The 21,938-nt window shown below is 64.7% G+C and carries 22 protein-coding genes; 14 read left to right on the top strand and 8 right to left on the bottom strand.

The genetic code is table 11. The annotated features are described in order from the left end of the window. Positions 1–67: 67 nt before the first annotated feature. Both AC3A35_RS23230 and gluQRS read left to right on the top strand, forming a co-directional pair. The gene (locus AC3A35_RS23230; RefSeq protein ID WP_487438853.1) at positions 68–1,771 is read left to right on the top strand and encodes a Na/Pi cotransporter family protein; all 1,704 of its coding nucleotides are present in this window, start codon (positions 68–70) and stop codon (positions 1,769–1,771) included. Continuing rightward, positions 1,758–2,669, top strand: a complete 912-nt coding sequence (gene gluQRS / locus AC3A35_RS23225) for a tRNA glutamyl-Q(34) synthetase GluQRS (protein ID WP_487438852.1) — start codon at positions 1,758–1,760, stop codon at positions 2,667–2,669. The genes AC3A35_RS23230 and gluQRS overlap by 14 nt, the downstream gene beginning before the upstream one ends. 85 nt (positions 2,670–2,754) lie before the next feature. Here the strand turns inward: gluQRS and clsB are convergent, their stop codons facing one another. The 4 genes from clsB to AC3A35_RS23205 form a co-directional block, all read right to left on the bottom strand. Then, positions 2,755–3,912: a cardiolipin synthase ClsB gene (gene clsB / locus AC3A35_RS23220; RefSeq protein WP_487438850.1), complete on the bottom strand. Its 1,158-nt coding sequence runs from the start codon at positions 3,910–3,912 to the stop codon at positions 2,755–2,757. Continuing rightward, positions 3,909–4,664: an endonuclease/exonuclease/phosphatase family protein gene (locus AC3A35_RS23215; RefSeq protein ID WP_487438849.1), complete on the bottom strand. Its 756-nt coding sequence runs from the start codon at positions 4,662–4,664 to the stop codon at positions 3,909–3,911. The genes clsB and AC3A35_RS23215 overlap by 4 nt, the downstream gene beginning before the upstream one ends. A gap of 29 nt (positions 4,665–4,693) precedes the next feature. Continuing rightward, the gene (nadA, locus tag AC3A35_RS23210; RefSeq protein ID WP_487438848.1) at positions 4,694–5,794 is read right to left on the bottom strand and encodes a quinolinate synthase NadA; all 1,101 of its coding nucleotides are present in this window, start codon (positions 5,792–5,794) and stop codon (positions 4,694–4,696) included. 85 nt (positions 5,795–5,879) lie between these two features. After that, positions 5,880–6,332 (bottom strand): rhodanese-like domain-containing protein, encoded by a 453-nt coding sequence (locus AC3A35_RS23205; RefSeq protein ID WP_487438846.1) that lies wholly within the window; start codon positions 6,330–6,332, stop codon positions 5,880–5,882. Positions 6,333–6,390: 58 nt separating this feature from the next. Between AC3A35_RS23205 and AC3A35_RS23200 the strand changes: the two genes are divergently transcribed. The 11 genes from AC3A35_RS23200 to AC3A35_RS23150 all read left to right on the top strand — a co-directional run bounded on the left by AC3A35_RS23200 (position 6,391) and on the right by AC3A35_RS23150 (position 16,539). Then, positions 6,391–7,563 carry a cation diffusion facilitator family transporter gene (locus AC3A35_RS23200; protein ID WP_487438844.1) on the top strand — a complete coding sequence of 391 codons (1,173 nt, stop codon included), beginning with the start codon at positions 6,391–6,393 and terminating at the stop codon, positions 7,561–7,563. 194 nt (positions 7,564–7,757) lie between these two features. Further along, positions 7,758–9,167, top strand: coding sequence for a type I glutamate--ammonia ligase (gene glnA / locus AC3A35_RS23195; protein ID WP_487438842.1), 1,410 nt, complete (start codon positions 7,758–7,760; stop codon positions 9,165–9,167). A gap of 144 nt (positions 9,168–9,311) precedes the next feature. After that, positions 9,312–9,770 carry a DUF4124 domain-containing protein gene (locus AC3A35_RS23190; RefSeq protein ID WP_487438840.1) on the top strand — a complete coding sequence of 153 codons (459 nt, stop codon included), beginning with the start codon at positions 9,312–9,314 and terminating at the stop codon, positions 9,768–9,770. A gap of 52 nt (positions 9,771–9,822) precedes the next feature. Beyond that, on the top strand, positions 9,823–10,890 hold the full coding sequence (gene glnL, locus AC3A35_RS23185; protein ID WP_487438838.1) for a nitrogen regulation protein NR(II): 1,068 nt from the start codon (positions 9,823–9,825) through the stop codon (positions 10,888–10,890). Between the two features lie 41 nt (positions 10,891–10,931). Then, positions 10,932–12,359, top strand: a complete 1,428-nt coding sequence (gene ntrC, locus AC3A35_RS23180; protein ID WP_487438836.1) for a nitrogen regulation protein NR(I) — start codon at positions 10,932–10,934, stop codon at positions 12,357–12,359. Between the two features lie 109 nt (positions 12,360–12,468). Continuing rightward, positions 12,469–13,278, top strand: a complete 810-nt coding sequence (locus AC3A35_RS23175) for a biotin--[acetyl-CoA-carboxylase] ligase (protein ID WP_487438835.1) — start codon at positions 12,469–12,471, stop codon at positions 13,276–13,278. After that, positions 13,275–13,991 carry a type III pantothenate kinase gene (locus tag AC3A35_RS23170; RefSeq protein WP_487438834.1) on the top strand — a complete coding sequence of 239 codons (717 nt, stop codon included), beginning with the start codon at positions 13,275–13,277 and terminating at the stop codon, positions 13,989–13,991. The genes AC3A35_RS23175 and AC3A35_RS23170 overlap by 4 nt, the downstream gene beginning before the upstream one ends. Before the next feature lie 94 nt (positions 13,992–14,085). Next, on the top strand, positions 14,086–14,883 hold the full coding sequence (locus AC3A35_RS23165) for an SPOR domain-containing protein (protein WP_487438832.1): 798 nt from the start codon (positions 14,086–14,088) through the stop codon (positions 14,881–14,883). Then, positions 14,880–15,524 (top strand): dephospho-CoA kinase, encoded by a 645-nt coding sequence (coaE, locus tag AC3A35_RS23160; protein WP_487438830.1) that lies wholly within the window; start codon positions 14,880–14,882, stop codon positions 15,522–15,524. The genes AC3A35_RS23165 and coaE overlap by 4 nt, the downstream gene beginning before the upstream one ends. Positions 15,525–15,592: 68 nt before the next feature. Continuing rightward, entirely contained in the window at positions 15,593–16,348 is a 756-nt protein-coding gene (gene zapD, locus AC3A35_RS23155; RefSeq protein ID WP_487438828.1) for a cell division protein ZapD, read from the top strand. A 23-nt stretch (positions 16,349–16,371) separates the two neighbouring features. Then, positions 16,372–16,539 (top strand): DNA gyrase inhibitor YacG, encoded by a 168-nt coding sequence (locus AC3A35_RS23150; protein WP_487438826.1) that lies wholly within the window; start codon positions 16,372–16,374, stop codon positions 16,537–16,539. A 16-nt stretch (positions 16,540–16,555) separates the two neighbouring features. Here the strand turns inward: AC3A35_RS23150 and AC3A35_RS23145 are convergent, their stop codons facing one another. Together AC3A35_RS23145 and AC3A35_RS23140 are read right to left on the bottom strand one after the other, a co-directional pair. Further along, positions 16,556–17,497, bottom strand: coding sequence for a Nudix family hydrolase (locus AC3A35_RS23145; RefSeq protein ID WP_487438825.1), 942 nt, complete (start codon positions 17,495–17,497; stop codon positions 16,556–16,558). Positions 17,498–17,500: 3 nt separating this feature from the next. After that, positions 17,501–18,364: an ATP-binding protein gene (locus tag AC3A35_RS23140; RefSeq protein WP_487438823.1), complete on the bottom strand. Its 864-nt coding sequence runs from the start codon at positions 18,362–18,364 to the stop codon at positions 17,501–17,503. A gap of 397 nt (positions 18,365–18,761) precedes the next feature. Between AC3A35_RS23140 and mltA the strand changes: the two genes are divergently transcribed. Then, complete coding sequence (mltA, locus tag AC3A35_RS23135; RefSeq protein ID WP_487438821.1) at positions 18,762–19,811, top strand: murein transglycosylase A; 1,050 nt, start codon at positions 18,762–18,764, stop codon at positions 19,809–19,811. A gap of 37 nt (positions 19,812–19,848) precedes the next feature. Here the strand turns inward: mltA and AC3A35_RS23130 are convergent, their stop codons facing one another. Together AC3A35_RS23130 and AC3A35_RS23125 are read right to left on the bottom strand one after the other, a co-directional pair. Continuing rightward, positions 19,849–20,541, bottom strand: coding sequence for a DsbC family protein (locus AC3A35_RS23130; RefSeq protein ID WP_487438956.1), 693 nt, complete (start codon positions 20,539–20,541; stop codon positions 19,849–19,851). A gap of 51 nt (positions 20,542–20,592) precedes the next feature. Then, the gene (locus AC3A35_RS23125; protein WP_487438819.1) at positions 20,593–21,756 is read right to left on the bottom strand and encodes a UbiH/UbiF family hydroxylase; all 1,164 of its coding nucleotides are present in this window, start codon (positions 21,754–21,756) and stop codon (positions 20,593–20,595) included. Positions 21,757–21,938: the final 182 nt, after the last annotated feature.

Below are 21,938 nucleotides of genomic sequence, written 5' to 3'. Positions count from 1 at the left end.
GGCAGCGCGCGCACTTGCATTCACGCCTGCCGCTCGCCGACAATCGGTAATACTCGTCCACGCGTCATTGCCGGAGCCTCACCTGGAACCCACGATCCCTTCCTCGTTTGAAGCCATCGGCGGCCTGATCGGCGGCCTGGGCCTGTTCCTGCTTGGCATGTACCTGCTGACCGAAGGGCTCAAGGTCGCGGCCGGGCGGGCGCTCGCGGAACTGCTCGAGCACTGGACCTCGACCCCGCTGCGCGGCCTGGGCGCGGGCATTCTGATCACCGCCCTGGTGCAGTCATCCACCGCGGTGACCGTCGCCGGCATCGGCTTTGTGAACGCGGGACTGCTGTCGCTGAAGAACGCGCTGTGGGTGGTGTTCGGCTCCAATGTCGGCACCACGATGAATGCCTGGCTGGTCGTGGCGCTCGGCTTCAGCTTCAGGATCGACGCCTTCGCGCTGCCTTTCGTCGGCGTGGGGGCGGTCCTGATGCTGGCCACCGCACGGGTGCGACCGCGCGCACTCGGTCAGGCGCTGGCCGGCTTCGGCGTGCTGTTCCTCGGCATCGACGTCCTCAAGGACACCTTCTCCTCCTTCGGCGCCGGCATCGACCTCCAGCCGTTCATCATTCCGGGCGTACTCGGCTGGGTCATGCTGGTCGCCATCGGCACCCTGATCACGATCCTGATGCAGGCCTCGGGTGCGGCCATCGCCATCGTCATCACCGCCGCCCAGACCGGGCTGATCAGCACCGAAGCGGCCTGCGCGATGGTCATCGGCACCAACATCGGGACCACCTCCACCGCCATCCTGTCGGCGATCGGCGCCACCGCCAACGCCCGGCGGCTGGCCGCGGCCCATGTATTCTTCAATCTGATCACCGGCGCCGTGGCCCTGCTCCTGCTGCCGTTGCTGATCGGCCTGCTGGGGACGCTCAGCGGCTGGCTGGAACAGCCCGCGACCCCTGCGGTGATGGTGGCGATGTTCCACACCGTATTCAATCTGCTGGGCGTCGCCCTGATGGTGCCGGCCAGCCGCGCGCTGCTCGAGTTTCTCGCCACCCGCTTCCGCAGCGAAGACGAGGAAATCGGCCGTCCGCAACACCTCGATGCGAACTCGGTGAGCATCCCCGATCTCGCCCTGCGCGCGTTGCGCATGGAGATCGGCCGCACCCACGTGCTGGCCGGAAACTGCCTGCGCGCCGCCGTCCATACGCCACCCGACACCATCCTCATCGCGCGCAATGGCGACGCGCTCACCGCGCTTGCGCTGGCGATCGGCAATTACACGCGCAAGGTCACCAGCGCCAGCCTGCCACCGGCGCTGGTCGATGCCCTGGCCCGCAACCTGCGGGCGTTGCAATATCAGGAGAACGCGCTGGAAACGACGCGGCTGGCCAGCGAACTCGGCGCCGCGCTCGGCCGTCTGCCCGAGCACGGGCTGGCGCGGGCACTGGATGCCTTCCGCAATGCGGTCGCGGAACTCGCCGAGGCGAGCGCGCCCGGCCAGCCCGCGTTTCACGTCGGCAGCATCGAGCGCCTGCTTGCGGTCGCCGAGGAGCGCTACGCGACGCTGAAGGAAGCCCTGCTCACCGCGGGCGCCCACGCCCGCATGGACATTCGCAGCATGCAGGACTGGTTGCGCCTTGCCAGCCTGCTGCGGCGGGCGATGGAGCAGGTCGCCAAATCTGCCCGAACCCTCGCCGCGCTGGAAGAAAATCTGGATCCGCCCGCCATCGATGTCCCCGTGGACGCAGGCACGCAGGCCACCGATGAGCGGTATTGAGGCCGCTTACATCGGCCGCTTCGCTCCCTCGCCCAGCGGCCCACTGCATTTCGGCTCGCTCGTCGCTGCGGTCGGCAGCTACCTCGAAGCCCGCTCCAACCATGGCCGCTGGCTGCTGCGGATCGAGGACGTCGACACCCCGCGCATCGTACCGGGCGCCGCCGATGCCATCCTCACCACCCTAAACCGTCTCGGCTTCGAGTGGGACGGCGAGGTGGTGTGGCAGAGCCGGCGCACGGAGGCCTACGCGGCGGCTCTCGACCGGCTCCGGAGTGCCGGCCACGCCTTCCCCTGTGCCTGCACACGACGCGAAATGGCCGACTCCGCGCTCGCCCGTGACGGCTCGCGGCGCTACCCCGGCACCTGTCGCAATGGCCTCCCTCCCGGGCGCAAGGCGCGCGCTTGGCGCGTCCGCGCTGAAGGCGTGATCCGCTTCGACGACGCCATCCAGGGGCCGCAGGATGAAGACCTCGAGCGCGACGTCGGCGATTACGTCGTGCTGCGCGCTGACGGTCTCTACGCCTACCAGCTTGCCGTGGTGGTGGACGATGCCGCCGCCGGCATCACCGACGTCGTACGCGGCGCCGATCTGCTCGACTCCACCGCACGCCAGATTCATCTGCAGCGTCTGCTCGGCACGCCTGCTCCGAACTACGCCCATCTGCCGGTGGCGACCAACGTCCGCGCCGAAAAACTCTCCAAGCAGACCCTGGCGCGCGCCATCGACGCGGTCCCGCCTGCGACCGCGCTGGTCGCGGCGCTCGCATTCCTGGGCCAGCACCCTCCACCGGAACTCGCACGCGCCACCCTCGCCGAAGTCTGGTCGTGGGCCGCGACTCACTGGCAACTCGACCGCGTGCCCCGCCTGCGCCACGCAATCGCCCCCGAATTCAGCTGAGCGATACGCGCCGCTTCCCACCGCCCCCGAACTGCACCGGAGACCGTGACCGGCACCGGGCATCCACGCGGTCACCGCCCGAGGCTCAGTGCTTGCCCCCGTAGCCCGCGACCCCGATGGTCAGCCGCACGACCTGGTACGCCAGCCAGCTCAACAGTCTGCGTACGCGCGGCAGACGTTGCCAGTGCTCGTGGCGCAACTCGCTCGCGCCGTCGCGCATTGCGGCCTCCAGACTGGCACCCAGCGTCCCGGCAAACCCTTCATCCACCACCGCCACATTGGCCTCGCGTGCCAGCAGCAGACTGAACGGATCGATATTGCTCGACCCTACGGTCGCCCACCGCCCATCCACGACCGCCACCTTCGCGTGCATGATGCTGCGGTGATACTCGAACAAGCGAATCCCCCCCGCCAACAGTACCGGATACAGGGCTCGTGTCGCGTACTTCTGCACCGGATGATCGGCCAGGCCCTGCAACAGCAGCGTTACCCTGACTCCGCGCGCGGCGGCATCGAGCAAGGCATGACGAAACCGGCGACCGGGGAAAAAGTAGGCGTTGGCGATCACGATCTCGTGCCGCGCGCCGGCAATCGCATCGAGGTAGGCATCCTCGATCTCCGCGCGGTGGCGCAGATTGTCCCGGATCAGAAACGCGGCGCGGATGCCGCCCGCCACCGCGGTACCCGGCGCCTCCGGCAGCGGCGCCGCCACCCGGTGGCGCAGACCGGCCCAGGTGACCAGCCACCACAAGCGATGCACCGCAGCCACGATCGGCTCCAGCAACGGCCCCTCCACCCGTACCGCATAGTCGTAACGCGGGTGCGGCGGACCACCCTGTTCGAAATCATCAACGATGTTGATCCCGCCGACGAACGCCACCCGTCCGTCGATCACCGCCACCTTGCGATGCATCCGCCGCAGGCGGTGACGCCGCAGTGACAGCGCACGCAACTCGCGTCGATAGATCAGCACCTCGACGCCTTCCGCCACCAGTTCCGGCATCAGGCCGCGGACAAAGGCGCGCCCGCCGAAACCGTCAACCAACAGCCGTACCGCAACCCCGCGCGCGGCGGCACTCTTGAGCGCGGCCGCAATACGTCGCCCGGTTTCATCAGGGTCGAAAATATAGGTTTCGAGATGGATTTCGCTGTTCGCCGCCTCGATCTCTGCCACCAGGGCCGGAAAATACTGCAGGCCGTTCTCCAGCAATGCGATTGCATTGCCACCGACCGGCGCAGTCAAACCACCAGCTCCAGATCCGCGGTCAGTGCGGCATGATCGGAGATCCGTGACCAGGGCAGGCCAAAATGGACCAGCGCCTGGCGCACCTGGAAGCCGCGTACGTAGATGCGATCAAGACGAAAGAAGGGCAAGGCACACGGGAAGCTCCGGGGCGGCCGCCCCTCGGCACAGCCCGAAGCAAAGGCCTCGGTAAGCCCCAGTCGCCGCCCGAGCAGATCGTCGGCGCGATTTCGCCAGTCGTTGAAATCGCCGGCAATGATCAGCGGTGCATTGCCGGGTGCCAGCCGCTCCATGCGCTCGGCCAGCGCCTCCATCTGCCGCCGCCGGCTGCCGGCCATCAGCCCCAGGTGCACGCACACGCAATGGATCGGCAGCTCGACCCCGGGCAGCAACACCTCGCAGTGCAGCAGGCCACGACGCTCGAAACGGTGATCGGACACATCCTGATTGTCGGTACTGAGGATGGCATGACGGCTGAGAATGGCATTGCCGTGATGCCCATGGTCATAGACCGCATTACTGCCATAGGCCGTCTGCTGCCACATGTCCTCGGCAAGGAATTCGTGCTGCGGACACTGCGGCCAGTCTGCATGGCGCTGGGTATGGCCCAGGTGCAAGCCCTGCACTTCCTGCAGGAATACCAGATCGACGTCGAGCGCACGCAGGCGCTCGCGCAGTTCATGGACCATCATGCGCCGGTTGAACTGCGAGAAGCCCTTGTGGATATTGTAGGTACAGATGCGCAGGGTCATCGCCGCAACGCTCCCGCCCATATCGGCAGTCAGGAAACCGCCAACATACGGTCGAGCGCAATGCGCGCGAGCCCGGCCTCGTGCGCCGGCACCCGGATCTGATTCACCACGTTCCCTTCGGCGAGATTCTCCAGCGTCCATGCCAGATGCTGCGGGTCGATGCGCTGCATGGTCGAGCACATGCACACGGTCGGCGCCATGAACTGGACGGTCTTGCCCTGCGGCTTCATCTCTTCAGCGAGACGGTTCACCAGATTGAGTTCGGTGCCGACCAGCCAGCGCGTGTTGGCCGGTGCTGCACTGATGGTATTGATGATGTACTCGGTCGAACCGACGTAATCGGATTGCTGGCAAACCGCAAGGTTGCTCTCGGGGTGCGAAATCACCAGCCCGTCCGGATGTTCCATGCGCCAGCGGCGGATGTGGCTCTCCTGGAACATCTGATGCACCGAGCAATGCCCCTTCCACAGCAGCACTTTCGCGTTGCGGATCTGCGCCGGGGTCAGGCCACCGTATTCGAGATCGGGATCCCACACCACCATCTGCTCGAGCGGGATGCCCTTCTTGAACCCGGTCCACCGTCCGAGGTGCTGATCGGGGAAGAACAGCACCTTCTCGCGGCGGGCGAATGCCCAGTCGAGGATTTTCGGCGCGTTGGTCGAGGTACACACGATACCGCCGTGTTCGCCACAGAAGGCCTTCAGATCGGCCGCCGAATTGATGTAGGTCACGGGGGTGATCAGTTCGTCGGGACGGTCGAGCACTTCGGCCAGCTCGCGCCAGCAACGTTCGACCTTGGCCAGACTGGCCATGTCCGCCATCGAGCAGCCGGCGGCGAGATCGGGCAGGATCGCGATCTGGCTCGGCTTGGACAGAATGTCTGCCACCTCGGCCATGAAATGCACACCGCAGAACACGATGTACTCGGCATCGGTCTGCGAGGCCAGGCGCGCAAGCTTGAGCGAATCGCCGGTAAGGTCCGCATATTTGTAGACGTCCGCGCGCTGGTAGTGGTGGCATAGCAGCACCGCGCGCTCACCCAGACGCGCACGTGCAGCGCGAATGCGTTCCTGCGCCTCGGTGTCGGCCAGCGCATTGAAGCGGTCAAAATTGATCGTGGCTACTTGCATGGCGAAAAACTCGGTTGGAAATGAACTCGGACCACCGGCCGGCCCGCGGGTTGCAAACGGCCATCGGGCGATCCGCCTGGTGCGGTCAGCCTTGCTGCCACGGCAGGCCGGCATGGCGCCAGCCGCCGACACGGTTACGGTGGCCGGTGGCGTCCTTGTCACCCTCGAAACCTTCGAGGACGTTATAGCAGTTACTATAGCCGGCCGCGATCGCCGCCCGCGCCGCCGCGTCCGAGCGTGCGCCCGAGCGGCACATGAACATCACCAGCGCCTCGGGATCGACCTGATGGCGCAACTGGGTGATGAAGTTCGGGTTGGGCTGCATTGCCGGGTAGCCCAGCCATTCGATCTCTACCGCATTCGGTACCCGCCCCACCCAGTCCCACTCGGCGCGCGTGCGCACGTCGACCAGCTTCGCGCCCGGCGCCAGTCGCCACACCTGATACGCCTCGGCCGGCGTGAGCGCGCCCTGGTAGGGCAGCTTCAGCTCCGAAGCGCGCTGACCAGCGAGTTCGAGCAAGGCGGAAAGGGTTCCCATGACGGCATCCGGCTAGAATTCAACAAGTCACGAGTATACCCTCCATCCGGCCATAGACATGCCCCCCTCCGAGCACATCGCGGTACCACAAGACACAGCGGAAGCCACTCGCAGCAAGGGCGTCCAGCGCGCTGCCTGGATCGCGATCATCACCAATGCATTGCTCACCGTCGGCCAGGTCGTGATCGGCCTGTTCGCCAACGCCTTCAGCCTGGTCGCCGATGCGGCCCATACCCTGTCCGACCTGGTGACCGACCTGCTGGTGCTGCTCGCCGGACGGCACGGCGGCGACCCCGCCGATCGCGACCACCCCTACGGCCACGGCCGCATCGAAACCGTGACCACGTTGCTGCTGGGTGCCGTGCTCGCGGCCGTCGGCCTCGGCTTCCTATGGAGCTCCGGCCTGCGGCTGCAGAACATGCACGACCTTCCGCCGGTGCACCCCGCCGCGCTGGCGATGGCGCTGATCACCCTTGCGGCCAAGGAGAGCCTGTTTCGCTACACCCTCGGGGCCAGCCGCCGGCTCAAGGCGCCGATGCTCGAGGCAAACGCCTGGCATGCGAGATCGGACGCCGCATCGTCCCTGGTGGTGGCCGCCGGGATTGGTGGCAGCCTGGCCGGCTACCCGTTTCTGGAACCGCTGGCCGCGGCCGTGGTGGGCTTCCTGATCCTGCACATGGGGCTCAAACTCGGCTTGAAGGCGGTGCGCGAGTTGATCGATACCGGCCTGTCGGAGGAAGACGTGGCGCGCTTGCGCAAGACGATCACCGAAATCCCGGGAGTCATCGGCCTGCACGAGCTGCGCACCCGCCGCAGTGCCGACCGGGTGTTGTGCGATGCGCACGTGCAGGTGGATCCTCGCATCACGGTCTCGGAAGGCCATCGGATTTCGGATAGCGTCTATCTGGGCGTCAGGGACGCACACCCCGAGGTCAGGGACGTGCTGGTCCATATCGACCCCGAGAACGACGCCACCATACAGACCGCGGCGGAAGGACTTCCCGCGCGCGCCGAGGTCAGCGCGGCGCTTCGGGACTTGCTCGGCGCTGCGGCGCCGCCACCCAGCCGCATCCAGGTGCACTACCTTGGACAACGCCTCGAAGTCGAGGCCTTCTTCGAACCGGACAGCCTGCCCGCCGATCTCGACGCACTCAAACGGCGCACGGCAGACTGGATCGCATGCCACCCGCAGTATCGGAAGATCTCGTACTTCGTCAGAGTTGCACCATGATGGGTCGCTCCGGCGTCGCTTTGCACCATATTGGTGCAATCCACTGACCCACAACCGAGAAGGCCCCTTGTGGCACAATGTGGCAAGGACAGAATTTAAGTGGCACGGATACTGCTTTCATCCGCGGCAACGGAAGTCTGGCCGTTATCCGACCGATCGTCTCCAAACATCGCATCAGCTCACCAGGAGTAAAAATGAACGCTCAAGATGTCATGAAAATGATCCAGGAAAACGAAGTGCGCTTCGTGGACCTGCGCTTCACCGATACCCGCGGCAAGGAACAGCACGTCGGGCTTCCGATCTCCGCATTCGAGGAAGATCACTTCGAGCACGGCCACCCGTTCGATGGCTCGTCGATCGCCGGCTGGAAGGGGATCCAGGCTTCCGACATGATCTTGCTGCCGGAGCCGAGCTCGGCCTACATCGACCCGTTCTTCGACGAAACCACCCTGGTACTGACCTGCGACGTAATCGAGCCGTCCGACGGCAAGGGCTATGACCGCGACCCGCGCTCGATCGCCAAGCGCGCCGAGGCCTATCTGAAGAGCACCGGCATCGGCGACACCGCCTTCTTCGGCCCGGAACCCGAATTCTTCATCTTCGACGCGGTCGAGTGGTCGATCGATATGTCGGGCGTGTCCAGCAAGATCATCTCCGAAGAAGCCGCCTGGTCTACCGGCGACAAGTTCGAAGGCGGCAACACCGGCCACCGTCCGCGCATCAAGGGCGGCTACTTCCCGGTCCCGCCGGTCGACAGCCTCAACGACGTCCGGGCGGCGATGTGTCTGGCGCTCGAAGCGGCCGGCGTGCCGGTCGAAGTGCACCACCACGAAGTGGCCAATGCCGGCCAGTGCGAGATCGGCACCAAGTTCAGCACCCTGACCCAGCGTGCCGACTGGACCCAGGTGCTGAAGTACATCGTCCACAACGTGGCCCATCAGTATGGCAAGACCGCCACCTTCATGCCCAAGCCCATCGTCGGTGACAATGGTTCCGGCATGCACGTGCACCAGTCGCTGTGGAAGGATGGTCAGAACCTGTTCGCGGGCAACGGCTATGCCGGCCTGTCGGAACTGGCGCTGTATTACATCGGCGGCATCATCAAGCACGCCCGTGCGCTCAATGCCATCACCAACCCGGGCACCAACTCGTACAAGCGCCTGGTGCCGCACTACGAAGCGCCGACCAAGCTGGCCTACTCGGCCCGCAACCGTTCCGCCTCGATCCGCATTCCATACGTCGCCAACCCGAAGGGTCGTCGTATCGAATCGCGCTTCCCGGATCCCCTGGCCAACCCCTACCTGTGCTTCTCCGCACTGATGATGGCCGGTCTGGACGGCATCCAGAACAAGATCCACCCGGGCGACCCGGCCGACAAGAACCTGTACGACCTGCCGCCGGAAGAGGATGCACTGATCCCGACCGTGTGCACCAGCCTCGAACAGGCACTGGAGTACCTCGACAAGGACCGCGAATTCCTGACCCGTGGCGGCGTGTTCTCCAACGATTTCATCGACGCCTACATCACCCTGAAGATGGAAGAAGTGGACCGCATGCGCATCACCACCCACCCGGTGGAATTCGACATGTACTACAGCCTGTAATCTCCGGATTGCGCTGATTTGAAAAGGGACGGGCATTGCCCGTCCCTTTTTTATCGGGTCTAATCCTTTCTCAGGCTGCATCACGACGGGCTGTGCCGGGCGTCATCACCGCGCGGCCCCGGCCTAGACAATGTCACGAGACCCATGCGAACACTGCTGCTGATCCTTGCCTTCTGTGCAAGCTCCTTCGCCCACGCGCAAATCTACAAGTGCGTCGATCCCGACGGCAGGACGACATACACCAACGATCGCACGCTGACTCGTGGCTGCCAGCCGCTCGCATCCGACCAGTCGGTGTCCTCCGTTCCGGCGCCGCGCCCATCCACGACTCAAGCGACGCCCTCGACCTTCCCCAGGGTGACGCCCGATTCCCAGCGTGCACGCGACGACTCGCGCCGCCAGGTACTCGAGAAGGAACTCGCAACCGAGGAAGCGGCGCTGGCGGAAGCGCGCAAGGCGCTGGCAGAACAGGAGGCGATCCGTCTCGGGGACGAACGCAATTACCAGAAGGTCCTCGACCGCCTGCAACCGTTCAAGGACAAGGTCGAACTGCATCAGCGCAACGTCGAGGCCCTGCGCAGAGAGCTCTCCGGCCTCCGCTAATACCGCCTGGCGTGGTTCTTGCGTCATAAATCGCAAACAACCGATACTCGCCATGGCACACCATCCACACCCCCCGGTCTCCGGCCCCTTCGCCGGACTCGAACTGCTCTCGTCAGCCGTCGTGCTGGTGGATGAGAAGCTGATCGTGCGCTATATCAATCCCGGCGCCGAGAATCTGTTCGCCATCAGCCAGCGCAAGCTCATCGGCCTGCCGTTGTCGCGCCTGCTCGGCGACCCGCCCGGCCTGGGAACCGCCCTGCATAACGCCCTGCGGACCAGTTGGAGTTACACCGGGCAGGATCTGAAGATCCAGCGCTCGCACACGGAGATGATCCATCTGGACTGCACCGTAAGCCCGATCGAAGCGGCCGGCGTGCGTTTGCTGCTCGAATTCCGCCCGATCGACGCCCAACTGCGCGTCGCCCGCGAAGAACAGCTTCTGCAGCAACAACAAGCCAATCGCGAGCTGATCCGCAATCTCGCCCATGAGATCAAGAACCCGCTGGGCGGCATCCGCGGCTCGGCCCAGTTGCTCGAACGCGAACTCGCCGATCCGCTGCTGCGCGAGTACACCGAAGTCATCATCGCCGAGGCCGACCGCCTGCAGGACCTGATGAATCGCCTGCTGACTTCGCACAGCATGATGCGTCCGGCGCAACTCAACGTGCACGATGTACTCGAGCGCGTGCGCCGACTCATCCTGGCCGAGTTCCCCGACGTGGTCATTCGCCGCGATTACGACACCAGCCTGCCGGAACTCACTGCCGACCGCGAGCAGTTGATCCAGGCCATTCTCAACATCACCCGCAACGCCGCCCAAGCGCTCGAAGGCCGGGGGGAGATCCGCCTGCGCACCCGTATCGCTCGCCAGGTCACGCTCGCCAAGCGTCGATTCAAACTGGCACTGGAATTGCAAGTGATCGACAACGGGCCCGGCATCCCCGACGAAATCAGCGACAAGATTTTCTATCCGCTGGTTTCCGGACGGGACGGCGGTAGCGGCCTGGGCCTTTCACTCGCACAGAGTTTCGTGGAGCAGCATCAGGGCATGATCGACGTGGACAGTCAGCCCGGACGTACCTGCTTCACCATTCTGATACCCATTACCGAGCGGACCTGAGCACACACTCGACAATCCGCACCAATAAAGTGCATGCAACCATGAATACCGTCTGGATCGTAGATGACGACCGCTCCATCCGCTGGGTGCTGGAAAAGGCGTTGAGCCGCGAGGACATCACGCACCGCAGTTTTGCCTCGGCCAACGAGGCCCTGGACGAACTCGACTCGACCGCCCAACCGCCCAAGGTGCTGCTGTCGGACATCCGCATGCCGGGCGAGTCGGGCCTGACCCTGTTGCAGCGGGTCAAGGCGCGCTTCCCGCAGATGCCGGTGATCATCATGACCGCATACTCCGACCTGGAGAGCGCGGTGTCCGCCTTTCAAGGCGGCGCGTTCGAGTATCTGCCCAAACCTTTCGACGTCGACCAGGCGGTTGCACTCGTCCGGCGTGCGCTGGAGCAGAGTCCGCACCAGGAAGGTGCAAACGAGGACACGACCGTCGCCCCCGAGATCCTCGGTCAGGCACCTTCGATGCAGGAAGTTTTTCGTGCCATCGGCCGGCTGTCGCAATCGCATGCGACGGTGATGATCAACGGCGAGTCCGGCACCGGCAAGGAACTCGTTGCACGTGCCCTGCATCGCCACAGCCCGCGCCGCGACGCCCCCTTCATTGCGATCAACACCGCTGCGATCCCGCGCGATCTGCTCGAATCCGAACTGTTCGGCCACGAGCGCGGCGCCTTCACCGGCGCCGCCGCGCAGCGCCGCGGGCGCTTCGAGCAAGCAGCGGACGGCACCCTGTTCCTCGACGAGATCGGGGACATGCCGTCGGAGCTTCAGACCCGTTTGCTGCGCGTGCTGTCGGATGGGAATTTCTATCGCGTCGGCGGCCATCAGCCGATTCGCGCCAATGTCCGCGTGATTGCGGCGACCCACCAGGACCTCGAGGAGCGTGTGCGCCTGGGCCTGTTCCGCGAGGATCTGTTCCACCGGCTGAACGTGATCCGGCTGCGTTTGCCACCGATGCGCGAACGACGCGAAGACATTCCCATTCTGGTGCGCCATTTCCTGCAGCGCAGCGCGCAGGATCTGGGCGTCGAAAGCAAACGCATCTCCGAGCCGGCCCTAAAGTATCTGCAGGCTCTGCCCTTTCCGGGCAACGTGCGTCAGCTCGAAAACCTGTGTCACTGGCTCACCGTGATGGCTCCTGGCCAGATTGTCGAGGTGGCCGATCTGCCGCTGGAAATGCGCGACCAGCCGATGCGCGAGATGCCGGTCAACTGGGTGGACGGACTCGGGCTCGAGGCGGATCGCCTGATCGCGGCCACCCCCGGCGAAGTCTTCGACCGGCTGACCCGTGAGTTCGAACGCACCCTGATCCGGCGTGCCCTGACCGCCACCGGCGGGCGGCGGATCGAAGCCGCACAACTGCTCGGAATCGGCCGCAACACCATCACCCGGAAGATCCAGGAACTCGGCATGGACGACGACCGCCCACCGGCTGCGGACACCGACCACACCGGCTGACGAGGCGGCCGGCGGGAGCGGATGAAGCGCGCGGGCAGCCGCGCGCCTATCGTCCGTTACCGTCAGATGACGGATAATCCCGTGCAGACCATTTACCGGGACGATCCGCTTGAGCTCCAGCCCTACCGACACCCAGCCCGATCTGTCGGCCATTGCCGTCGCACTCGGTCGACTCGCGCCCGAGTTCGAACTGCGCTGGCTCGACACCTGTGAATCCACCAACACCGAACTGATGAAGCACACTCCGGCGGACGACGGCCGGGTGCATGTGGTGGTCGCTACCCGACAGTCCGCGGGACGCGGCAGGCGCGGTCGGGAATGGCTATCGTGGCCCGGCCGCAGCCTGACTTTTTCGGCCCTGTGGCGCTTTGCGCCCGGCGCACCGGTGCCGGCGGGACTGTCCCTGGTTGCCGGCCTTGCACTGGCCCTGACCCTCGAAAAGCTCGGGGTCGAGGGCGTCCAGCTCAAGTGGCCGAACGATGTCCTGGTCAACGGTCACAAGCTCGCCGGCATCCTGGTCGAACTGCTGCCGGGTCGCGGCCGCACCCCGGCCGCGGTGATCGGGATCGGCGTCAACCTCGAAATTCCGCACGGCGTGCGGATACCCGATCAGTCGGGAGTCACCGACCTGAAACGCGAACTGGGCACCGCACCGGGCCGCGAGGCGTTGCTTGGCGCGGTGCTCACGGATTTGCACACCCTGTTCGAGACCTACGCCGCAGCCGGATTCGGCGCCCTGCGCGGCGCGTGGGAGCAACGCAACGCGTTTGCCGGATTGCCGGTGCGGATCAGCGGTGAAGGGCCGGATATCAACGGAACCTGTGTCGGCACCGACGAAGACGGCGCCCTGCTGATCCGTGGCGACACGGGCGTGGTCCGTATCCTGTCGGGAGAAGTGTCTTTGAGGCTGCATCCATGACTCTCCTGATCGATGCCGGCAACACCCGGATCAAGTGGCGGCTGGTGGGCTCATCGGCGGCGGACGAAGGCGCGCTCGGACATGATCAGCTCGATCAGCTGGGCGAGGTGTTCGAGCGCGAACCGACCATCCGTCGCGTCATCGGTGCCAATGTCGCCGGTCCGCAGATGGCGGAAGCGATCAGCGCACGGGCACGGAAGGCCGGACTGACGCCGGAATGGCTGACCTCCGGTCCGGCACGCTGCGGTGTGCGCAATCTTTACCAACAACCCGGGCAGCTCGGCGCGGACCGTTGGGCTGCGCTGATCGGTGCCCGCGCAAGACATCCGCAAGCCTGCCTCGTGATCATGGCCGGCACCGCGACCACGGTCGATGTGCTCGACGCCGAGGGCAATTTCCAGGGCGGACTGATCCTCCCCGGTGTCGAACTGATGCAGAAAGCGCTCGCCTCGAACACCGCGCAACTCCCCTTTCTCCCCGGCCACTACGTCGAAACCCCGCGCAATACGGCCGATGCGATACGGTCGGGCTGCCTGCAGGCACAGGCGGGGGCCGTGGAACGCATGTTCCGCCAGATCGAAACCGCCGCGGGCGCGTGCTGCTTGCTCGGAGGCGGTGCTGCCGACAGCTTTGCCGATCTGATCTCGCCGCCCCTTCAACGCGTGGACAACCTCGTTCTCGATGGCCTGGCCCGGATTGCACAGGGCGACTGAGCGGAGCTGCGTGACGAACACGCCGGCGCTTGGCCCGCATCGCCCTCCGGTCTCGGACTTATACAGCTGCGCACCAATCGGGTAATCTTTGCGCATGACGACACTGCGTTTCCTGCTCATCCTGTTGCTGCTGTTCAACGCCCTCGCCTTTGCCGCGATCAGGGGCTGGCTCGGCTTCGTGCCGCCCCGCGGCGAGCCGGAACGCATCACCAACCAGCTCCATCCGGAGCGGATCAAACTTCTCGGCGACCATGCCCCGGGCAGGACGCCCGCGCCCGAACCGGCACCTGTCGCGGCCGACACCGTCGCAGCGCCGTCCGACGAGCGCGAACCACTCGACGACGTCCCAGCCCCAGCCCCAGCCCCAGCCCCAACCCCAGCCCCGGCCCCGGCCCCAGCCCCGGCCTCAGCCTCAGCCCCGGCCTCAGCCTCACCCTCAGCCTCAGCCCCCGAAACAGTGTGTTTTTCCTGGTCGGGCCTGACTGCATCCGAGGCCGACCGTCTGACCGCCCTGCTGGTCGCGGCAGGACTGTCGCCGCGCCAAAGCATCCGCGAGGTGCCCACGTCGTGGTGGGTCAGGATCCCGCCCCTGGGCAGTCGTGAGGCGGCTGAACGGCGGGTCAGGGAGCTCCGGGCACAGGGGATATCCGACCTGTTCATCGTGCCGGATGCGGGGCCAAACCAGTTCTCGATCTCGCTGGGCCTGTTCAAGACCGAAGCTTCATCCAACCAGCATCTTGCCCAGTTGCAGGCCAGGGGCGTCAGCGGCGCATCCATCGCGGTTCGGGACACGATCGACTACCGGATCGAGACCGATGCGGAGCGCGCCCGACTCGAATCGGCGCTCGCCGACGATCGCCTGGCACGCCGGCATACGAGCTGCCCGCCGTGAGTACGGCCGCACCACTCGTTGTCGGCCTCACCGGCGGGATCGGCAGCGGCAAGAGCGTGGCTGCCGAGTGCTTCGCCTCGCACGGCGCGACGGTCGTCGACACCGACGCCATCGCTCATGTCCTCACCGGTCCCGAAGGCGCGGCGATCTCCCCCATCCTGGAAGAATTCGGCTCGGCAATGATTACCGCGGAGCACCGCCTCGACCGGGCGCGGATGCGCATGCTGGTGTTCTCCGATCGGGACGCAAGAAGGCGGCTGGAGGCCATCCTGCACCCGATGATCCGTATTGAGAGTGACCGCCAATGCGCGCTGGCGACGAGTGCCTATGTGATACTCGCAGTACCGCTGCTGATCGAGTCGGGCAATTTTCGCGAGCGCTGTGACCGGATCTGCGTGGTTGATTGCCCGGAAGCCGTGCAGATCGAACGCGTCCGCGCTCGCAGCGGACTGGCCGTGGATCAGATCAAAGCCATTCTTGCCGCACAGATCGATCGCAACGCGCGGCTGGCGGCCGCCGATGACATCATTGACAACAGCGGCTCGCTCGAGGCGTTGTCGATTCAGGTTGCGGCACTGCACCAAAGTTATATGGCTCTTGCCCGCGGCATCACTGGCCGAACGGTCCGGCGCCAGCCCTGAATGCGTTCGATCGCTGTGCTATCATCGAAAACTGAATCGGGACCCCCTTCAGCCTTCGGAACACGTGCGTGATCAGCTACGAATATCCTCTCAACGAGCGTATCCGCACCCTATTGCGCCTCGAGGACCTGTTTCGCAAGACCACCCACTTTTCCGGCAGCGACGTGGCGCTCGATCATCATGTTGCCCTGCTGACCCTGTTCGAGATTCTCGAAGTGGCGGGGCGGGCCGACCTCAAGGTTGATCTGGTCCAGGAACTCGAACGCCAACGGCAGATCCTGGTGTCATTCCGCAATAATCCCGACATCTCGGAGGAAGCCCTCGCCGGCGCGCTGTACGAGATCGAACAGGCCTCCACCGGGCTGCTCGCAATGGCCGGCAAAATCGGTCAGTACCTGCGCGAGAACGAATGGCTGATGAGTATCCGCAGTCGCGCCGCGATTCCCGGTGGCGTGTGTCAGTTCGACCTGCCTTCCTACCATTTCTGGCTGAGCCGCGAGGCGACCGCCCGTCGTCATGACCTCGATGCCTGGGCGCGGCCGATGGCTCCGATCCGCAGCGGACTGGAAATCGTGTTGCGTCTGCTGCGCAGCAGCGGCCGCCCGGAAAACGTGCAGGCCCGGGCCGGCACCTTCCAGATGACCATGGCGGGTCGCACGGCGCAGATGCTGCGCATCCGCATCCCCCGCAGCGAGGCAGTCATCCCCGAGATCAGCGCGAACAAGTACGCGCTCAACATCCGTTTCATGCTACCGGAAACCATCTCGCGCCCCCGCATTGCGGAGCGTGACGTGCCGTTCGAACTGACATTTTGCAGCCTGTGAATACAACACCGGAACGCGTGCGGATGGTTCGCTGCCCGCAGTGCGGCAAGATGTCCGAGTGGCGACCGGAGAACCGCTTCCGCCCGTTCTGTTCGGAACGCTGCAAGCAGATCGACCTCGGTGCGTGGGCATCGGAAAGCTATCGCGTACCGGCCTCGCCACCCGACAATAGCGACGAAACGCCATTGTAAAGCCCCGACTGCACGCTCACCTGGACCAACAACCGCGGATGGCCGCGATCCCGTGAGCGCCCGCCCGACGTGCATCGTCGATATCGGAACGGTCCAGCCCACCGAGCGCAAGGAGAGGAAACGGCAGCGCCGCAACAAGCCCCGCAAACGCCTCCCAACCCAGTGGCACCTGCCCGGGATGGGTCGCAGTCGGCTTCACTGCACCGAGCACCGCATAGTCCAGTCCCAGTCGGGCAACGTGTTCGAGTTCGTCGCGGGTATGGCAGGACGCGCCGACCCACTCGAGTAGCGGACGCTCGGTCATCGCCGCGAGCCGCCGTGCGGGCACATGCACGCCGTCGGCACCCACTGCCAGCGCGATCTCGACATCGTCGTTGATCAGCACCAGGGCGCCGTGCGCATGGCAACGACGTACGACCTCCATGGCGAAACTGCGGCGGCGATCGGCCACAAGGGCAGCCTCCCGGACCTGAACCAGTCGAAGACCGGCGGCCAGCGCATAATCGAGCGCTTCGAGCTGCGCCTCCACACCGATGACTGCCGCCTGGGTGATCCCCATCATGCGAGGCAGGCGGAGTGACTTGAGAATGGGGCCATTGGCAGGCAGCATGGGCTCGCGATCGATGTGGCCGGCCTGCACCCAGGCCAGCGCGCTGTGGACCCGGTCATTCACCGTACCGCTCCACTCCGGCACCTCGAAGAAATGCAGGCGGACATGTGCGTGCTCGTAGTCGTGTTCCCGGACCAGCCATGGATAAAGGCGCCCTACCTGGATTCCCAGCTCCTCGTCCAGTTCGCGACGCAAGGCCTCCGCAGCCGACTCGCCCGCTTCGACCTTGCCGCCCGGAAACTCCCAGTAGCCCGGATAGAAGGTGTCTGGCGCACGTTGCCCGAGCAGGAACCGGCCGTCCGCGCGGGTGATCACGCCTGCTGCCACCTCGACGAGCTTGCGCACCATCCTTCAGTCCTCGAGCCGGCCGGCGTAGTCCCGCGCAAACTGCCAAGCTACCCGCCCGGAGCGCGAGCCGCGCATCAACGCCCACTGCAATGCATCCTGCCGCGCGGCAGAAATCCTGCGCTTCGAAACACCGAAGGTCTTCAACCAGTGACCGACGATGTCGAGGTACTCGTCCTGTGCAAAAGGATAGAAGGAAATCCACAGCCCGAAGCGCTCGGACAGGGAGACCTTTTCCTCGATCGCCTCCCCCGGATGAATCTCGCCATCGACGTGGCGCACCTGCAGGTTCTCGTCATGAAACTCCGGCATCAAGTGCCGACGGTTCGAAGTCGCATACAAAAGTACGTTGTCCGCCACCGCTGACACCGAACCATCGAGCACGCTCTTGAGCGCCTTGTAAGCACCCTCGCCTTCCTCGAACGAGAGATCGTCGCAGAACAGGATGAAACGCTCCGGACGGCCTGCAACCATTTCCATGATCTCGGGGAGATCCGCCAGGTCGGCCTTGTCGACCTCGACCACCCGCAGTCCCTGTGCCGCATATTCGTTGAGCAGGGCCTTGATCAACGACGACTTGCCGGTGCCCCGCGCACCGGTCAGCAGCACATTGTTGGCACGCTTGCCGGCGAGAAATTGTCGGGTATTGCGATCGATGCGCTGCTTCTGGTCATCGATGTCATGGAGGTCCTCGAGCCGGATCCCGTGCGGAACGGTGACTGCCTGCAGCCCGCCGCGCCCGTGGCGACGACGCCACAGGAAGGCCTGCGCGGCCGACCAGTCGGGAGCGACCGCCGGGCCGGGGAGGATCGCTTCGAGGCGCTCGAGCACATGCTCTGCCCGGGTGATCAGGGCGCTCAGTTCATTCATGTCCATCGTCATTGTCGTTATTGCGTTTCGGCCAGCTTGCCCACACGATGATCAGTAGCAGCAGCAGGGCAAGCCCGGCCTCGAGAAAGATGACCCACATCGCACGCCCCCTGCGCGAACACAGCGCGCTACCGGAATCCACTGCAGGCCCCTGTATACTGCGGAGCCGGACGCACCGAGTTTAACCGATCCCATCATGTTGCTTCAGGCTCTCAACCACTTCGCGCTGCGACTTGCCGGCCCGCTTGTCCTCGCATTCGCCACCGGGTGCGCCACTCAGCATCGCTCCGTCGCGGTATCGGATGCACAAGCTTCAGCCTGCCCGAAAGCTGCAGCGTGCCCAATCTGCCCAGTCTGCCCGGCCGCGCCTGTCGCGCCTGTGCCGACCGCCGACCCCGTGCTGGTCGCGACGCAGTGGAGCACGCTCCCCGGATGGGCAACCGATGACCTCAGCCTGGCATGGCCGGCATTTCGCGAGTCGTGCAAGGCGATCGCCCGTCAGCCGAACTGGCGGGCAGTGTGCGAGCTCGGCTCAAGCTTGCCGGCCACACCATCCTCTGCCGCAGTGCGCCAGTTCATCGAGCAGCATTTCATCCCGTGGCAGTCATTGGATGGTAAAGGCTCCGACAGCGGCCTGATCACGGGTTACTACGAGCCATTGATCAAGGGCAGCCGGATCCGCTCAGCGCAGACGCCGTGGCCGATTCATGCCCCACCCGAGGACATGCTCACCATCGATCTCGCAAGCGTCTATCCGGAACTGAAGGCGCTTCGCCTGCGTGGGCGCCTGGTCGGCAACAAGGTCGTGCCCTATTGGTCTCGCGCCGAACTCGAACAGCACCGTGATCGGGTGCCCGCCAAGGTGCTGTTCTGGGCGAGCGACCCGATCGATCTGTTCTTTCTTCAGGTGCAGGGCTCCGGACGAATCGAACTCCCCGACGGCAGTCACGTCCGCATCGGCTATGCTGACCAGAATGGGCATCCCTACCAGTCGATCGGCCGGTGGCTGGTCGCCGAGGGCGAACTTGCGCTCGAGCAGGCATCGATGGAAGGTATCAAACAGTGGGCACGCGACCATCCCGCACGCCTTGCCGAGTTGCTCAACAGCAACCCGGGCTACGTGTTCTTCCGGGAATTGCCCCTGCGCGGCAGCGGTCCGGTAGGCGCCTTGGGGGTGTCCTTGTCGGAGGGCCGCAGCATCGCAATCGATCCAGCCCACATTCCGTTAGGAGCGCCGGTTTTCCTGTCGACCACCTCGCCACTCGGGAATCAGCCCCTCAATCGTCTGATGTTGGCGCAGGACACCGGCAGCGCGATCAAGGGCCCGGTACGGGCGGACTTCTTCTGGGGGTTCGGTGCCAAGGCGGGTGCGCTGGCCGGAAAAATGCGTCAATCCGGACGCCTATGGGTGTTGCTGCCCAAGGGCGTGACACCGAACAGCAAATGAGAGGACGAGTTGGGCACCGCCCCGTCCCCCATCGCAATTACTTCGCGGCGACGGCGGCCAGTGCCTTCTCCAGTTCGGCAGCCGATACATAGCCACCGATCCTGCTACCGTTCGCAAGGAAAAGGGTCGGCGTGCCGTTGATCTTGAGCTTCTGACCCAACGCGACATTACGCTCGATCACCGCAGTGTCGCACTCGGCAACCGACGGGATCTTGGCATCCACGATCCAGTCACTCCATGCCTTGGCGCGATCCTTGGAGCACCAGATGTTGTTCGACTTGGTGGTCGAATCCGGACTCAGAATCGGATAGAGGAAGGTGTAGATCGTCACGTCCTTCATCTGCGCAAGCTCCTTCCCAAGACGCTTGCAATAGCCACAGTTCGGATCCTCGAACGACGCTATGACGCGCTTGCCGTTGCCCTTGACCTGCTTGATCGCCTGATCCAGTGGCAGGGTCGCGAAGTCGATCGCCGATAGTTCGTTCAGGCGCGCCTGCGTCATGTCGCGTCGAGTCTGGGCATCGATGACCCGCCCGTCGACAATGAAACTGACCTTCTCGTCCGTATAGACGAGCTCGCCGCTCTTGAGGACGATCTCGTAGAGGCCGGCATACGGAGTACGGCTTACCGACTCGACTACAGGCGCTCCAATGAAGGCTTCCATGCCTTTGCGCACGACGTCCTCGTTGGCATGTGCAACGCTACCAATCAGGGAAAGACCGAGCGCCATTGGCACCACGCTTGCGAATCGGGAAATTGACAACATCAGGATCTCCATGGATCAAAATTTTCCGCCCACCGCATAGCGGGTGAGCGCATTTGTTACGACCGGCAAACCATCTGTCAGGTTCATTCCGAAATTGCGCATCACCCCGGCCACTGGATTGCGGCTGGCAAAAAGGCGGTTGAGTCCGTGAGTTGCGTATTGCAGCAGGAAGGACTCTTCCGCTCTCGCACGCGCGTAGCGGCGCAATATCGCTGTGTCGCCGACACCTTCCCATGGCTGCAGCTGACCGAGGAGGCGGGCAAGGACCTTCACATCCTGAAACCCCAGATTGATGCCATGGCCCGACAAGGGGTGAATCGCGTGGGCCGCATCCCCAACGAGCGCAAGACGCTTACCGATGACACTTCCGACCCGCATGAAACTCAGTGGAAAGGATGTACGCACAGATTCAAGCGTCATTACCCCGAGTGCGCGCCCTCCGGCGGCAGCCAACCTATCGCAAAATGCCTGCTCGTCCATCGCGAGCAACTCGTCCGCGATCTCGTCGGGCGCAGACCAGACGATCGACACCCTGTTCCCGGGCAGCGGGAGCCAAGCTAGCACGCCATCCTCCCGAAACCACTGAAACGCACCGTTGCGGTGTGTCCGCTCGCACTGCACGTTGGCAACTACCCCCATTTCGCCGTAAGGCCGGATTGACGCATCGAGCCCCGCATGCTGCCGCACCCACGAATCACGGCCATCGGCACCGACCATCAGCTCCGCAGCCAAACGGCGGCCATCATCAAGTTCAAGCTCCACGCCCTCGTCCGACACTCCCAGTTGCTTCGGACGCGCCGGACAGAACAAGGTCACGTTATGTTGGCGCTTGATACTCTCCCACAGCTCGCAGTGCACCAGGCGGGACTCCCCGATCCATGCCAGTTCCGCCAATCCTGCCTGATATGCAGTAAACGTCAGCCGGCCATTCCCGTCGCCGTGGATGTCCATGCGTTCAACGGCACACAACCGATCCGCATCCAGACGATCCCATACGCCAATCTCGGCCAGGAATTGCACACTCGCTGGACTGTAGGCATAGATCCGGGAATCCCAGTTCATCGATGGGCGTGGCGCAACACCCTCGACCAGTGCGATCGACAGTCGGGAGCCGCGCAATGCCAAGGCCAGCGCTGCACCGGCGAGGCCACCCCCGACGATGATGAGGTCGAATTTCATGTCCGTCCGGGCAGCTACCGAATGAAGTAAGGGGCTCGATTCTGCCCGATAGAGGCGAGGCGGTCACGCAGGGGCGTGCCAGTAGACGTAAAAACCCCCTCAGCATGGATTGCTGAGGGGGTTTTGAGGGGTTAGTCTGACGATGACCTACTTTCACGAGAGCGAATCTCACTATCATCGGC

Source organism: Azoarcus sp. Soil_N_20 (genome assembly GCF_057656155.1).
This window is presented reverse-complemented; position numbering and strand designations above follow the sequence as displayed.

What these genes read in the sequence shown, in the direction of transcription:
- AC3A35_RS23150 (WP_487438826.1), top strand. Translation starts at nt 16,372, where the DNA reads ATGGTTCGCTGCCCGCAGTGCGGCAAGATGTCCGAGTGGCGACCGGAG.
- AC3A35_RS23165 (WP_487438832.1), top strand. Translation starts at nt 14,086, where the DNA reads ATGACGACACTGCGTTTCCTGCTCATCCTGTTGCTGCTGTTCAACGCC.
- ntrC (WP_487438836.1), top strand. Translation starts at nt 10,932, where the DNA reads ATGAATACCGTCTGGATCGTAGATGACGACCGCTCCATCCGCTGGGTG.
- AC3A35_RS23190 (WP_487438840.1), top strand. Translation starts at nt 9,312, where the DNA reads ATGCGAACACTGCTGCTGATCCTTGCCTTCTGTGCAAGCTCCTTCGCC.
- AC3A35_RS23145 (WP_487438825.1), bottom strand. Translation starts at nt 17,497, where the DNA reads ATGGTGCGCAAGCTCGTCGAGGTGGCAGCAGGCGTGATCACCCGCGCG.
- gluQRS (WP_487438852.1), top strand. Translation starts at nt 1,758, where the DNA reads ATGAGCGGTATTGAGGCCGCTTACATCGGCCGCTTCGCTCCCTCGCCC.
- nadA (WP_487438848.1), bottom strand. Translation starts at nt 5,794, where the DNA reads ATGCAAGTAGCCACGATCAATTTTGACCGCTTCAATGCGCTGGCCGAC.
- AC3A35_RS23200 (WP_487438844.1), top strand. Translation starts at nt 6,391, where the DNA reads ATGCCCCCCTCCGAGCACATCGCGGTACCACAAGACACAGCGGAAGCC.
- AC3A35_RS23130 (WP_487438956.1), bottom strand. Translation starts at nt 20,541, where the DNA reads ATGGCGCTCGGTCTTTCCCTGATTGGTAGCGTTGCACATGCCAACGAG.
- AC3A35_RS23170 (WP_487438834.1), top strand. Translation starts at nt 13,275, where the DNA reads ATGACTCTCCTGATCGATGCCGGCAACACCCGGATCAAGTGGCGGCTG.
- AC3A35_RS23205 (WP_487438846.1), bottom strand. Translation starts at nt 6,332, where the DNA reads ATGGGAACCCTTTCCGCCTTGCTCGAACTCGCTGGTCAGCGCGCTTCG.
- AC3A35_RS23140 (WP_487438823.1), bottom strand. Translation starts at nt 18,364, where the DNA reads ATGAATGAACTGAGCGCCCTGATCACCCGGGCAGAGCATGTGCTCGAG.
- glnA (WP_487438842.1), top strand. Translation starts at nt 7,758, where the DNA reads ATGAACGCTCAAGATGTCATGAAAATGATCCAGGAAAACGAAGTGCGC.
- AC3A35_RS23215 (WP_487438849.1), bottom strand. Translation starts at nt 4,664, where the DNA reads ATGACCCTGCGCATCTGTACCTACAATATCCACAAGGGCTTCTCGCAG.
- glnL (WP_487438838.1), top strand. Translation starts at nt 9,823, where the DNA reads ATGGCACACCATCCACACCCCCCGGTCTCCGGCCCCTTCGCCGGACTC.
- AC3A35_RS23125 (WP_487438819.1), bottom strand. Translation starts at nt 21,756, where the DNA reads ATGAAATTCGACCTCATCATCGTCGGGGGTGGCCTCGCCGGTGCAGCG.